Genomic DNA, 13,955 nt, shown 5'->3' on the forward strand with positions numbered 1-13,955 from the left:
GCAATGCGGATCACCATCTTCGGTATAGGGTATGTGGGTCTCGTGCAGGCGGCAGTTCTGGCCGAGACTGGTCACGACGTCCTGTGCGTCGACATCGATCCCGACAAGATCGAGAACCTTAAGAAAGGGATCATCCCGATCTATGAGCCGGGCCTCGAGCCGATGGTCAAAGCCAATTTCAACGAAGGCCGGCTGCTCTTCACCACGGACATCGGCGCGGGCGTCGATTTCGGCGCGATCCAGATGATCGCGGTCGGCACGCCGCCCGGCGAGGATGGTTCGGCGGATCTTCGGCATGTGCTGAAGGTGGCTGCATCGATCGGTCAGGCGATGAACGAGGACAAGATCGTCGTGACGAAGAGCACGGTGCCCGTCGGCACTGGCCAGAAGGTGGGTGAGGCCATTGCCGCCGAACTTGCCAAGCGCAGCCTTGCAGATAGCCTGTCGGTCAGCATCGTCTCCAATCCGGAATTTCTGAAGGAAGGATCGGCGGTTGCCGATTGCTCGAAGCCGGACCGGATCATCGTCGGTTGCGACGATACAGAGACGATCGAGGTGATGCGCGAGCTTTACGCGCCCTTCAACCGCAACCGTGACCGCATGATCGTGATGGACCTGCGCAGCGCGGAATTCACCAAATATGCCGCCAACTGCATGCTGGCGAGCCGCATCAGCTTCATGAACGAGATGGCAAACCTCGCCGAACTGGTGGGGGCGGACATCGAGCGCGTGCGTGTCGGCATCGGCAGCGATCCGCGCATCGGTTACGATTTCATCTATGCCGGCATCGGCTATGGCGGCTCCTGCTTCCCGAAGGATGTCTCTGCCCTCATCCGCACCGCCGAAAGCGTGTCCTACGAACCAACGATCCTGAAGGCGGTGGAGAGCCGCAACCGTGCCCAGAAGGGCGTGCTGTTCGACAAGATCAGGGATTACTTCGAAGGTGACCTGAAGGGGCGGCGTTTGGCGCTCTGGGGTCTCGCCTTCAAGGCGAATACCGATGACATGCGCGAATCCCCGGCGCGCGTGCTGCTCGAACAGCTCTGGGCGGTCGGTGCGACGGTGCAGGCGTTTGATCCGGAAGCCATGGTGCAATGCCAGGAGATCTACGGCCAGCGCGACGACCTGGTGCTCTGCGGTACCAAGGAAGGGGCGCTTCGCCATGCCGACGGCCTGATCGTTGCGACCGAATGGAAGAATTTCCGCTCGCCTTCCTTCGATCTGATCCGCCAGGCGCTGAACCATCCGGTCATCTTCGACGGTCGCAACATGTATGCGCCGGCAACCGTTGCCCAGCACGGGCTCGACTATTTCTCGATCGGCCGTGCGCCGGTGCGTGTGTCGGGCGAGGCGCTTCAAACGGCCAGGTCTGTTTCCGCAGCCGAGGCGGTGCTGCACCGGCTCTGATCGTGATCCGTGCTGCCGTCCTTGTTGTGCGGCGGCAGTGCCCAAGCTTTTGCAGGCGGTTTACCCGCCCACCTGACACCTGAGGTTCTGTATGATCAACAGCAACACGGCGCCGGTCACGGTCATCATCCCCACCTACAATCGCGCGGACCTGATCGCCCAGTCGATCGACAGTGTTCTCGACCAGACCTGGCGTCCGCACGAGATCATCGTGGTGGTGGACGGCTCCACCGATGACACGGTGGCACGGCTTCAACCCTATGCCGATCGCGTAAAGGTCGTTGTCAAGGAAAACGGCGGCAAGTCGAGCGCCTTGAACCTCGGGCTTTCGATGGCAAGCCAGCCCTATGTCTGGATCTTTGACGATGACGACATTGCCACGCCCGATGCGCTGCGGCGCCTGGTGCTGGCGCTCGAGGACAATCCGGAGGCCGGCTTCTCCTATGGCCTGCTCGACAAGTTCTATGGCGGCTGGCCGGGCGAGGTGACCGAGCCGCTGATCTGCTACCGGTCGTCGGACCAGCGGGCGCTTTATCTGAAACTGATGCAGGATTTCTTTATCTGGCAGGGCGCCATGCTGGTGCGCAAGAGCTGTTATGACAGCGTCGGCCCCTTTGACATCCGTTTTTCGCGCTCGCAGGACTACCAGATGCTGCTGAGGCTCGCCCGTCGTTTCGCAGGCGTCGGCGTGCCGGAGGTGATGTTCCACCAGCGCCACCATGAGGGTGAGCGCGGCCCGCAGCATGCCCGCTTCAAATCGAAGGATGCCGAGGCCGTCTGGGCGCGCTTCAACCGGCTGATGTTCGACGAGATCTACGAAAGCCACGGGCTGGACGAGTTCTGCATCGGCGCCGTGAGCCCGGATCTCGATGCACGGGCGCAGCTGACCGCGCTTCTGCAGCGGGCGGCGATCATGGCGCGCAAGGGCATCTGGCCACGCGCGATCGCTGACATGATGGCCGCATCCACCCGGGCCGCCTTCCTGGAGACCACCGGCGTACCCGTACACCTTCAGGCACAGGAGATGTCGGCGCTGCGGGCTGTTTTTGAGCACGGTGCTCGCTCCGCCTTTCCGAGTTTTGCCGAGGCGAAGGGGTTTCGCCGCGCGCTTGCCAATTTCACACCCGAGCTTCGGTCGCAGATCATCGGCAACCTGCTTCTGCCCGTCACCAACCGCATGAGGCTTTTGCCAAGCCGCGTGAACAAGGCAGAAGAAGCGCGTCAGATCGCATACCAGTTGACCTGCCTCGCACAGCCTGCAGCACTTCCGGTCTATCTTGCGGCCCGACGGACCGAATACCGTCTCTATGGCGTGGAGCGGCTGAACCCTTCCGCGGACGATACCGCCCTGCGCCTGCGGCGTCCCTCCGGCCCCTCGGGCGACCTGTCGATGTCCGGTTCCGCTCCATGAGTGCGGAAACGCCCGTTCGCAGCGAGTTCGACCCCGACCAGACCAGCTATCGCCGATCGGTGCAGGCGGGGGCGATCGTCACCGGCTCCTCGCAGGCAGTGGTGGCGCTCTGCCAGATCGTCTCCGTGATCGTGCTGTCGCGCCTGCTGTCGCCATCAGATTTCGGCATCGTCGCCATGAGCTGGCCGGTGATCGGTCTTCTGTCGATCTTCCAGGATTTCGGCCTGACCCAGGCGACCGTGCAGCGACCGGGCATTACCCGGCAGGATGTCAATTTTCTCTTCTGGCTGAATGTCGGCATCAGCGGGCTGGTGGCACTGGCGATCTTTGCGACGGCACCGCTGGCGGCGGCCTTCTATAGCGAACCGAAGATCGCGGCCCTTCTGATGGCGATGAGCTGCCTTGTCCTGATCCAAGGGCTCGGCGCCCAGCATACGGCGCTTTTGAACCGCCGCATGCGCTTTCCGGCCCTCTCGGCCATGGAGGTCGCCGGTGCGCTGGGCGGTCTTGGTACTTCCGTCACCTGGGCGCTGCTGTCGCCCTCCTACTGGGCGCTGTTCGGCGGCTCGCTGGTGACGGTGCTTTTGCCCGTCATTCTCGCCTGGACGCTGAGTGGCTGGCGGCCCGGTCTGCCGCGCCGTGCCGAGGGCGCGCGGGCGCTCGTCAATTTCGGCGCCGGGCTGACCGGCTTCAACCTGGCGAATTTCGTCGCCCGCAATGCCGACAATGTGCTGATTGGACGTTTTCTCGGCGGTGCGCAGCTTGGCCTCTACGACCGTGCCTACAAGCTGATGCTGATGCCGCTTCGCCAGGCGACCAATCCGCTGGCGCGTGTGATGGTGCCGACGCTCGCCAGGCTCTCGGACGAGCCGGCACGCTACCGGCAGGCCTATCTGACCGTCGTACCGCTGCTGCTGATTGCACTGGTGCCCGGGATTGCGGCGCTGATCATCGTGGCGCCGACCTTCATTCCTTTTCTGCTCGGGCCGGAATGGCAGGAAAGTGCGCTGATCTTCAGCGCGCTTGGGTTCGCCGGCCTGCTGCAGCCGCTCAACAACCCGGCGGGCTGGCTGTTCATATCGCAGGGGCGCTCGCGCGATTTCATGATCTGGGGTGTGGTGACCGCCACCACCTCGGTCGCCGCCTTCGTCATCGGTCTGCCCTACGGCGTTTACGGTGTCGCGGTCTGCTACACGATCAGCGAATATCTGCGCACACCTTTTCTCTGGTGGTTCATTGGCCGCAAGGGCCCTGTGCGGGTCCGCGACATGCTGAGTGCTGCAGGCCCGACGCTCATTGGGGCGCATCTGGCGATCGGCGGATTTTTCTGGCTGGACCCGGCGCTGCCGGGCAATCCGATCGCCCAGGCGGCGATTGCCGCATCGCTGACCTATTCCGTCTCCATCCTGATCGCGCTGATCTTTCCGTCCGGGCGAGATGCCGCACGCAACCTCTTGGGCATGATCCCCCGCCGCCTGCAGCGCAAGAGCAGTTGATCCCACCTATGCCATCGATCGTCGAGGACACCATGCATTACCGCTCCATCTACGACCTGAACGCCACGATTGCCCGGCATGCCTCCCGGCTTCCGGCGGATATCGACCTCGTGGTCGGCATTCCGCGCAGCGGCTTGCTGGCGGCGAACCTCCTCAGCCTGCTCACCAATCTGCCGCTCGCCGATCTCGACGGCTATCTCGCCGGGCGGCTGACCTCCTCGGGCAAGACGAAAAGCCAGGCGAAGCTGAATGTGACGATGGAGAGCATCCGGCGGGTCCTGATCCTCGATGACAGCATCAATGTGGGGAGCGCCATGCAGGAGGCGCGCGCGCGCATTGCCGCTGCCGGCTTTGGTCACGAGTGCACCTATGCCGCCGTTTACGGCCAGCGACCGGAGCATCAGGGCTGCGACTTCATCTTCGAGGTGCTGCCGCAGCCGCGCATCTTCCAGTGGAACCTGATGCACCACAATTTCCTCGCCCGCGCCTGTATCGATATCGATGGCGTGCTGTGCCAGGATCCGACCGAGGCGGAAAACGATGACGGCGAGCGTTACGTGGAGTTCCTGCTGAATGCCCCGCCGCTGCACCGTCCGACCAAACCGCTCGGCACGCTGGTGACCAGCCGGCTGGAAAAATACCGGCCACAGACCGAACGGTGGCTGGCGGCGCAGGGCATCGTCTATGATAAACTGGTGATGCTGGATCTGCCGAGCGCCGAAGAGCGCCGCCGGCAGGGCGCGCATGGCAGCTTCAAGGCGGAGTATTACCGTCGCTCCGATGCCATCCTGTTTCTCGAAAGCGAGCTGCCACAGGCGCGCAAGATTGCCCAGATCTCGAGGAAGCCGGTCCTGTGTCTCGAAACGCATACGCTGTTCGACCAGTCGAACGCGTTTGACGAAGGGCTGCAGGTGGCGCGCAACCTTCAGGCCGCCGCCTATCGGCCCCCGCTCGGGCGGCAGGTGAAGCAGGCGCTGAAGGCCTCGATCGGGGCAAGCCAGTACGAGAAACTGAAGCGGTTTCGCGCTCGGCTGCAGTTCTGACGACAGCCGAGGTGCTGCCGGCGCTGTTCTGTCGTCCGGCGCCCTCCGCTATCTGCAGAAAAACGGAAAAAATAGGTAATATCATTGTTTTAGGGGAAGGCAAGCGGCGCGGGGGTGACCCCCTATCCCCTAAAATATGAAGGCCCGGAGGGCCGGTCGAAAGGAGCCATTAACCTTTATTTTCTATTTCATAGACCTGCCAAATGAGTATGTGGTCGGTATCATGCAGTTTCCCAGAACGAACTTTCATCAAGCCTCCCAAAACCCGTCCGAGGATGCGCCGGAGGCCACGGGAAACACACAACCGGCCCAGCAGAGGCCGGTGGTCGATCCCAATGCCGCAACGATTGAACAGGCGCCCTGGCAGGCGGCCTTCAAGCTTGCGCCGAATGTGCGGTTCACCCGCACCCCGGAAGCCGTGATTGCCCGTCCGCGCACGCGTGACCAGGTCCAGCCCGTGGCACCGGAAGAGCGTGTGCCGGCGGCAGCCGGGCGGCTGGTCGAGCCGGTTGATGTGGTGGCACCGGCAGATGCCAACCCGGCGCTCGCACCCGAACTCCTGGTGCAGGCACTGCAGGGGGCAGCTTCTGCCATGCAGGCGCCGCAGACCGCGCCGATGGCGCCGCAGCCCAAGGTGAAACCGCAGCCGTCGCCACGCGCCTTGATCTTCAAGCGTGCCCGCCCGCAGGACGAGGGGAAACCCGACAGCCCGGCAGCTCCGATCGAAACGGTCGCTCCCGTCGCGATGGTCGCTGCGTCCGTGGCACCCATGGCACCCATGGCGCCATCCGCCGCTCAGCTGCCCGGGCCGGCAATACAGGGTCACCTCGAACAGCCGGTTGCCGCGCCGAGCGGCCCCGTGTCGCCCTCCACGCGTGTCTGGCTCTCCGACTTTGCTTTCTTTGAAGGCGGGATCGTTCCCGATCTACCGCCGCTGGTTCCGCAGACCGTGGCGCCGGTGCAGGCCGCCGCTGCAGCGCCGACACCCCCTACGGCTCCGAAACCGATATTCGGCCGTCCCGCCGAAATCATTCGCCAGCAGAAGCCGCTGACCGTATCCTCGATTACGGCGCTTTACCGCGAAGTGCGGACTGCGGCTCGGCCGGTGGCTGTCAGCCAACCGCTGCAGGTGGAGGCCCAGCCTCAGCTTTCCTCGCCGGTCACGCCGCCGTTGTCGGTCGCGCCGGGCGAGATGGAAACCATCGAGGCGATCGTCGCCCATGCCATGCATGCGCCCGTTGCCGCGCCAGCACCGATCCAGAATGCCACGCTGCCCCCCGCCGTTTCGCCCGTCGCCCGGCCCGTGACGGCGGCAGCCGAACCGGCTGTTTCTGCGCCAATGCCGGCGCCGGTGGTCGAGGAAGTAACCGTCGCGCCTGTGGCCCAAGTGGCCGCACCGGTGCAGCCGGTGCAGCGCGGCGTGATCCCGGTCTCGCGCCGCAAGGCAGAGGGGCTGCTGGGTCTCGGTGGCGCGATGACTGTTCGCCCGAGCGACGATCAATACGATTTCCCGCCGATTTCCCTGCTGCAGGAACCCTATGGCCAGCAGACGGAAGCCATGCAGCCGGACACGCTGCAGCAGAGCGCCGGCCTGCTCGAAAGCATCCTGGAAGATTTCGGCGTCAAGGGCGAGATCATCGATGTGCGCCCCGGCCCGGTCGTCACGCTCTATGAATTCGAGCCGGCACCGGGGGTCAAATCCTCGCGGGTCATCGGCCTTGCCGACGACATCGCCCGCTCCATGTCGGCGCTCTCGGCCCGCGTGGCCGTGGTGCCCGGCCGCAATGTCATCGGCATCGAGCTGCCGAATGCGGTGCGTGAAATGGTGTTCTTCCGCGAACTCATCGAGTGCGAGGATTACTGGGAGACGAAACATCGCCTGCCACTCTGCCTCGGCAAGACGATCGGCGGAGAGCCGGTGATCGCCGAGCTTGCAAAGATGCCGCATCTGCTCGTCGCCGGCACCACCGGTTCCGGCAAATCGGTCGCGATCAACACGATGATCCTGTCGCTGCTCTACCGGCTGCGCCCGGAGGAATGCCGCCTGATCATGATCGACCCGAAGATGCTGGAGCTTTCAGTGTATGACGGCATCCCGCATCTGTTGACCCCCGTCGTGACCGATCCGAAGAAGGCCGTTCTGGCGCTGAAATGGGCCGTGCGTGAGATGGAAGACCGCTATCGCAAGATGTCGCGGCTCAGCGTGCGCAACATCGACGGTTACAATGCCCGTGCCGCTCAGGCCCGTGAAAAGGGCGAGACGATCACTGTCAGCGTGCAGACCGGTTTTGACCGCAACACCGGCGAGATCGTCTACGAGGACCAGGAACTCGATCTGTCGCCGATGCCCTACATCGTCGTCGTCGTCGACGAGATGGCCGACCTGATGATGGTCGCGGGCAAGGAGATCGAAGGCGCGATCCAGCGTTTGGCGCAGATGGCGCGCGCCGCCGGCATTCACCTGATCATGGCGACGCAGCGTCCGTCCGTTGACGTCATTACCGGAACGATCAAGGCGAACTTCCCGACGCGGATCTCCTTCCAGGTCACGTCGAAGATCGACAGCCGCACCATTCTCGGCGAACAAGGCGCCGAACACCTGCTCGGCCAGGGCGACATGCTGCACATGGCCGGCGGCGGGCGCATCAGCCGCGTCCACGGCCCCTTCGTCTCGGATGCCGAAGTGGAGCACGTCGTCACCCACCTGAAGGCGCAAGGGCGTCCAGATTATCTCGGCACCGTCACCGAAGACGAAAACGAGGTGGATGCCGAGGATGAGGGCGATGCCGCTGTCTTCGACAAGACCGGCATGGGCGCGGAAGACGGCGATGATCTCTATGAAAAGGCCGTCAAGGTGGTGATGAAGGATCGCAAGTGCTCGACCTCCTACATCCAGCGCCGCCTGTCGATCGGGTATAACCGCGCCGCGTCTCTCGTCGAACGCATGGAGCAGGAAGGTCTTGTCGGCCCGGCCAACCATGTGGGCAAGCGCGAGATCATTTCCGGCAAGGGCGGCGGCTCGCAGAGCGAGGATTGATCGTCACGCAGTCGCAGGCGTTCTCCCTCCCTCGCCCCGCTTGCGGGGAGAGGGTTGGGGTGAGGGGCTAATTTTCTGAAGTGTTTGCGGGTCTGCCCCTCATCCCGCTGCCGCGACCTTCTCCCCGCAGGCGGGGAGAAGGGACATGACGCGCTGGCCCACTCCATCATCATCGCCTTTTTGTTAAGGCGGCAGGATACGTATTACTCACCCCTTGCGGGCAGCCGCATAACGGTTGACCGGCATGGAAATGCCGAGGTTTTCGCGCAGGGTCGAGCCTTCGTATTCGTCGCGAAACAGGCCGCGGCGGCGCAGTTCCGGCACCACGAGCTCGACGAAATCGGTGAGGCTGGCGGGTAGCGTCGGGCACATCAGGATGAAGCCGTCGGCGGCGCCCGCCTCGAACCATTCCTCCATGAAATCGGCGATCTCCGTTGGCGTGCCGGTGATGCCGTTGCCGGTGCTCTTTTCCGCGTAGTGGCGGATGAGGTGGCCGAGCGTGTGGCCCTTGCGGATGTAGTCCGTCAGTTCCTCGAACAGCGCCTTCGAGCCCTTCGGTTCGGCGGGAAGCCGCTCCATCGGGAAGGGCTCATCGAGCGCCGCACCGGAGAGATCCGTCTCGAGGAACTCGCCCAGCATCCAGCGGCCGACATCCGGATGCAGATTGTCGATGAGGAAATCGACCTTGGCCTGCGCCTCCGCCTTGGTTTGTCCGACATTGATGACGACGCCCGGCATCATCTTCAAATCGCTCGTCTGGCGGCCATATTTCGCCATGCGGCCTTTGACGTTTTCGGCAAAGGCCTTGTTGCGTTCCAGGTTCGAGGCAAGGCTGAAGACGATTTCGGCGGTGCGGGCGGCAAGCTCCATGCCGGGTTCAGAGCCGCCGGCCTGGGCAATGATCGGTCGTCCCTGCGGCGAGGCGGCGATATTGAGAGGGCCGCGCACCTGAAAATGCTTGCCCTTGTGGTTGAGCGTGTGCAGCTTGTCCTTATCGTAATAGAGGCCGGACGCCTTATCGAGCACCAGCGCATCCGGTTCGAAACTGTCCCAGAGGCCGAAGACGACATCGACGAATTCCGCACCGCGCTCATAACGCCAGCTGTGCGGCGGCAGCCCGTCGAAATTGTAGTTGTAGCCCGTTTCGTCGTGATCCGAGGTCACGACGTTCCAGCAGGAGCGCCCGCCGCTCAAGTGATCGATCGAGGCAAAGATACGGGCGATGTTGAAGGGTTCGTAGAAGCTGGTGGAGGCCGTCGCGACAAAACCGAGCTTCTCGGTCAGCACCGACAGCGCCGAAATCAGCGAAAGGGGCTCGAAGCGGTTCATCTTGGTCGGCGAGCGAGACAGGGCTTCGGGATCACCGATCGCCGCGGCCGGTGAATCGGCCAGGAACATGAAGTCGAACTTTGCCGCTTCCGAAATCTTTGCCACCTTCAGAAGGTGGTCGATCTTGTTGGCGCCGTTGACATCGACATCCGGATGCCGCCAGGCGGCCGGGTTGAAACCGAAGGTGTAGACGAATGTGCCAAGCTTGAGCTTGTCGGGGCGGGCCATGACGGCATCCTTTCAGGGCGATGTTTTGGAATTCAATGGGTGGAGCGGTTTGAAGCGGGCCGTCAGCGCGTGGCTTCCTCCGGGATAGCTCAGGTGGACGCGGGTCACAGTCTCCTCGAGGCGCCAGGTCTGGCGCTCGACGACAAGGATCGGTGCTCCGGACGAAAGCCCCAGAAGGTCTGCCCGCCGGTCGGAGGCCGCATCCGCCGAAATATGATGTTCCGCCGCGTTCCAGGGCACATGATTGACCAGCCAGCGACCGGGTGCGAGATCCTCAAATGCCTCCGCCTCGGCGTGCGGCGCTGCAGACAGATTGATGATCCGCTCTTCGAGGCAGAACGGGGCGTCATTGCCGAGATGCAGGACGGTGAGCGCGAGAAGCCTGCAGCGGGCGGGAAGGCTCGCAAGCTGACGCTCGGTCTTGGTCGGCGGACGCACAATTCGTTCGATGACCGTGAAGCGATAAACGAGATTCTGCGCACGCACCTCGTCGCCGATATCGTAGATTTCGAGGATCGCGCTGTGGGATTCCTGCGGCATCACGACACTGCCGGTCTTGCGTCGGCGCAGCAGCAGTCCGGCGCGCGCAAGCTCCGTCAGCACCTTGTTCACCGTCATCCGCGAGCAGCCGTAGGTCTCCGTCAGCGCTTGTTCGGACGGAATGCGGTGGCCGGCCGGCCAGCGTCCCGAGAGGATGTTGCTTTCGATATCCCGCAGAATGCGCCGATGCAGCGAGACCGGCGCCGCAGAACCGCGATCGGTTGGGTACGACATCGGTGTCTGCGGGGGGCTATCCATCGATCAGGCCAGCATGGAGGCGCCGCGATCCAGATAGGTATCGAGGAACTGTTCGAGGCGCGGATGGCGGGGCTTGGCAAAAATCTCCGACGGCGGGCCGGTGAAGAGCAGACGCCCTTGGTCGAGAAAGCTGATCTGGTTGCCGACGGTGGCCGCAAAGCCGATCTCGTGGCTGACCACCACCATGGTCATGCCTTCGGCGGCGAGATCCCGCATCACGTTCAGCACTTCGCCGGTCAATTCCGGATCGAGCGCCGAGGTGGGCTCATCAAACAGCATGATCTTCGGCGAAAGCGCAAGGGCGCGGGCGATCGCCACACGCTGCTGCTGTCCGCCGGAGAGCTGCGACGGGTAGTGACCGGCGCGGTTGGACAGCCCCACCTTGGTCAGTTGCACCATGGCCCGGTCTTCGGCCTCGGATTTCGGCATTTTGTGGACCGTCTTCAGCGCCTCCGAAACATTGCCGAGTGCCGTCATGTGCGGCCAGAGATTGAACTGCTGGAAGACCATGCCGATCTGCGCGCGGACCGCGCGGATCTGGGCGGCCGGCAGGCGTTCGCGGTCCCCCTTGGCATTCTCGAAGAAGCCGAGGGCTTCGCCGTTGACGGTGATCATGCCCTCGCTTGCCTCCTCCAGAAACGCGAGGCAACGCAAAAGCGTGCTTTTGCCGGAACCGGAGGGGCCGATGAGGCAGGAGACCTTGCCTTCCGGTACGTCGAGATCGATCTCCTGCAGCACGGTGGTGGTGCCGAAACGCTTGACGAGGCTGCGGACGGAAATGGCGGGAAGCGTCATGATGCGGCAAACCTGAAGGTGGAGAGACGGGCTTCGGCCAGGCGGCCGAGGCGGGCGGCGGCCTCGACAATCACCCAGTAGATGATGGCGAGCAGGAAGATGGCTTCCAGGAAGGCGTATTCCTGCGATCCGATGGCGCTGACGGTCGTGGTGAGTTCCGGCACCGTGATGATCGACAGGACGGCGGATTCCTTCAAGAGGATCACCGCGAGGTTGACGGACGGCGGCAGCACGATGAGCGCCATTTCGGGCAGAAGGATGCGCCGGATGATCTGGAAACGCGTGAGGCCGAGGCATTCGCCGGCCTCCACATGGCCATGCGGCACGGAGGCATACCCGGCGCGGAAGATTTCCGAATAATAGGCGGCGGCATAGATGCTGAGGCCAAACAGGCCGCAGGGGATCGGATCGAGCGAGATTCCAATGAACGGGCCGCCGTAATAGACGAGAAAGATCTGGATCAGGAACGGCGTGCCGCGCAGAACCTCCACCGCAAGCCCGAGCGGCAGGTCGATCAAGCGGCCGCCATAGCGGCGCAATGTGGCGACGACGAAGCCGATGAGGATGCCGAGCACCATGCCGGCAATCCAGAGCGCCAGCGTGACGCCGGTCCCGCTGATGATTTCCGGAAGATGGTTCAAGATGACGTTGGGATCGAAGATCATTTGGCGGCTCCCGGCAGGGACCGTTCGCCATAGCGCCCGGCGAGCGCCACGGCCCAGCAGATCACGAGATAGATCAGAGCCGCGGAGGAAAAGATCTCGATCGGCATGTAGGTCGATGAGGCGAGATCCTGCGCCATGCGGGTGATCTCGATAATGCCGACGACCGAGACGAGCGAGGACGATTTCAGGATCATAATCGCCTCGTTGACCAGCGCCGGAAAGGTGAGACGCAAAGCGATCGGCACCTTGATCCGGAGAAACACCTGCCGGGCGGAAAAGCCGGCCATGTCGGCGGCCTCGATCAAGCCCTTCGGCACGCTTTCGAACCCGCCGCGCAGGTTTTCCGCCTGATAGGCGGCGGTGCAGAGCGACATGCCGATGATCGCCGCGACGATGCTCGGCACGTTGAGGCCGATGAAGGGCAGGAGATTGTAGATGAGCAGCAACTGCACCAGAAGCGGCACGCCGCGGAAGAAGCTGATGAAGAACTCCGCCGGTCGCCGGTAGAGAGCTTTGCCGGACAGGAGCGCGGCCGACAGGCCGATGGCGATCAGGAAACCGAGCGCAATCGAAATGACGCTGATGCCGATCGTCCAGACGGAAGCCTGGACCAGCAGGGAGAAAAGTTTAAACGACATCAAGATGATCCGTCGCGGCGAATGTGACCGGAGCGTGAGGCGCGCGGCCGGGCGGCGGGATCAGGCCGACCCTGTGGGCCGGCCTGACGGGACGGTTCAGATGGCCGGTTCCTTGACCGAATCCGGGGTGTCGAACTTCGTGCCGAACCACTTTTCCTGCAGCTTGGCCATGCGGCCATCGCCCTTCATCTTGATGAGCGCGGCATCGATCGCATCCATCAGCGAGGCGTAGTCCGCATCCTTGCGGCCGACATAACCGAAATAGGTCTTCTTGCCGAAAGGCGGCAGGACCAGTTCGAACATGCCCGCGCGCTGCTTGGCGACGAAGGCGATGTTCGGCAGCGAATTGGCAACGGCGACGATGCGGCCGGCGGCCATGTCGGCATAGGCGTCGTTGAAGGCCGGGTATTCGCGGATGTCGACCTTGGAGGGCAGGGTGGCGGAATATTCCGTCAACTGAGCGAGCTGGGCGGTGGCCTTTCCGACGCCAACCGCCTTGCCGGCGATGTCTTCCGGCTTGCTGATCGGAGCGCCGGCCTTCTTGAGGATTGCAACGGTCGCTTCGGCGATCGGCGACGAGAAGCGGTAACGTTCCATGCGCGCCTTGGTGATGGTCGCAGGGCCGGCGACCACGTCGAACTTGCCGGCTTCCAGACCCGGAAGCACGCCTTCCCATGGCAGCGTGACCCATTCGATCTTCACGCCCAGTTCCTTGCCGATCTCGTCGAACAGATCGACATTGAGGCCGGCATGCGTGCCGGCGTCAATGAAATCGAAGGGTGCGAAGGCGGTTTCCGTTCCGACCTTCAGAACGCCTGCCGTCTTGGCCTTGGCGAGAATGTCGTCCGCATGGGCGGAAAGCGTGGCGCCAAACAGCATGGCTGCGCCAAGTGCTGCCTTGAGGAAATGTCTTTTGTGCATCATGGTGGACTCCCGTTCCTTCGATGTGTCCGCGGCTGTTCCCGTTACCGACCGTTTGTCGGTCGCTTATGACTATACAAATAGAGCCAGCCGCAGGGCGCGTGTCAACGGGATATGTTTACTTTTTCTGCATGCATGTTTTTTGATCATGTTCGCCACGATTGTCTGTGGATGACCTCACGACACA

General features: G+C 63.3%; 11 protein-coding genes. 5 read left to right on the forward strand and 6 right to left on the reverse strand.

Going from position 1 to position 13,955, the window contains the following annotated elements; all coding sequences use genetic code 11:
* Positions 1–3 precede the first annotated feature (3 nt).
* From G6N78_RS24255 to G6N78_RS24275, 5 genes are all read left to right on the forward strand, one after another.
* Positions 4–1,407 (forward strand): UDP-glucose dehydrogenase family protein, encoded by a 1,404-nt coding sequence (locus G6N78_RS24255; protein WP_165225066.1) that lies wholly within the window; start codon positions 4–6, stop codon positions 1,405–1,407.
* Positions 1,408–1,498: 91 nt separating this feature from the next.
* The gene (locus G6N78_RS24260; RefSeq protein ID WP_165225069.1) at positions 1,499–2,818 is read left to right on the forward strand and encodes a glycosyltransferase family 2 protein; all 1,320 of its coding nucleotides are present in this window, start codon (positions 1,499–1,501) and stop codon (positions 2,816–2,818) included.
* Positions 2,815–4,314, forward strand: a complete 1,500-nt coding sequence (locus G6N78_RS24265; RefSeq protein ID WP_165225072.1) for a lipopolysaccharide biosynthesis protein — start codon at positions 2,815–2,817, stop codon at positions 4,312–4,314. The genes G6N78_RS24260 and G6N78_RS24265 overlap by 4 nt, the downstream gene beginning before the upstream one ends.
* A gap of 32 nt (positions 4,315–4,346) precedes the next feature.
* On the forward strand, positions 4,347–5,357 hold the full coding sequence (locus G6N78_RS24270; RefSeq protein WP_165225474.1) for a phosphoribosyltransferase family protein: 1,011 nt from the start codon (positions 4,347–4,349) through the stop codon (positions 5,355–5,357).
* Between the two features lie 223 nt (positions 5,358–5,580).
* A complete protein-coding gene (locus G6N78_RS24275; protein WP_165225075.1) occupies positions 5,581–8,394 on the forward strand; it encodes a DNA translocase FtsK in 2,814 nt (937 codons plus the stop codon).
* Positions 8,395–8,601: 207 nt separating this feature from the next.
* Here G6N78_RS24275 and G6N78_RS24280 read toward each other — a convergent pair whose 3' ends face one another.
* From G6N78_RS24280 to G6N78_RS24305, 6 genes are all read right to left on the reverse strand, one after another.
* Positions 8,602–9,951, reverse strand: coding sequence for an LLM class flavin-dependent oxidoreductase (locus tag G6N78_RS24280; protein WP_165225079.1), 1,350 nt, complete (start codon positions 9,949–9,951; stop codon positions 8,602–8,604).
* 12 nt (positions 9,952–9,963) lie between these two features.
* Entirely contained in the window at positions 9,964–10,725 is a 762-nt protein-coding gene (hutC, locus tag G6N78_RS24285; protein ID WP_165225082.1) for a histidine utilization transcriptional repressor HutC, read from the reverse strand.
* 27 nt (positions 10,726–10,752) lie between these two features.
* The gene (locus G6N78_RS24290; protein ID WP_165225085.1) at positions 10,753–11,544 is read right to left on the reverse strand and encodes an amino acid ABC transporter ATP-binding protein; all 792 of its coding nucleotides are present in this window, start codon (positions 11,542–11,544) and stop codon (positions 10,753–10,755) included.
* The gene (locus G6N78_RS24295; RefSeq protein ID WP_165225089.1) at positions 11,541–12,209 is read right to left on the reverse strand and encodes an amino acid ABC transporter permease; all 669 of its coding nucleotides are present in this window, start codon (positions 12,207–12,209) and stop codon (positions 11,541–11,543) included. The genes G6N78_RS24290 and G6N78_RS24295 overlap by 4 nt, the downstream gene beginning before the upstream one ends.
* Entirely contained in the window at positions 12,206–12,847 is a 642-nt protein-coding gene (locus G6N78_RS24300) for an amino acid ABC transporter permease (RefSeq protein ID WP_165225092.1), read from the reverse strand. Before G6N78_RS24300 ends, G6N78_RS24295 begins: the two co-directional genes overlap by 4 nt.
* 96 nt (positions 12,848–12,943) lie before the next feature.
* Positions 12,944–13,768, reverse strand: a complete 825-nt coding sequence (locus tag G6N78_RS24305; RefSeq protein WP_165225476.1) for a transporter substrate-binding domain-containing protein — start codon at positions 13,766–13,768, stop codon at positions 12,944–12,946.
* Between the last annotated feature and the right edge of the window lie 187 nt (positions 13,769–13,955).

The sequence above is a fragment of the Allorhizobium pseudoryzae genome (assembly GCF_011046245.1).
In the GTDB taxonomy this organism is placed as follows: domain Bacteria; phylum Pseudomonadota; class Alphaproteobacteria; order Rhizobiales; family Rhizobiaceae; genus Neorhizobium; species Neorhizobium pseudoryzae.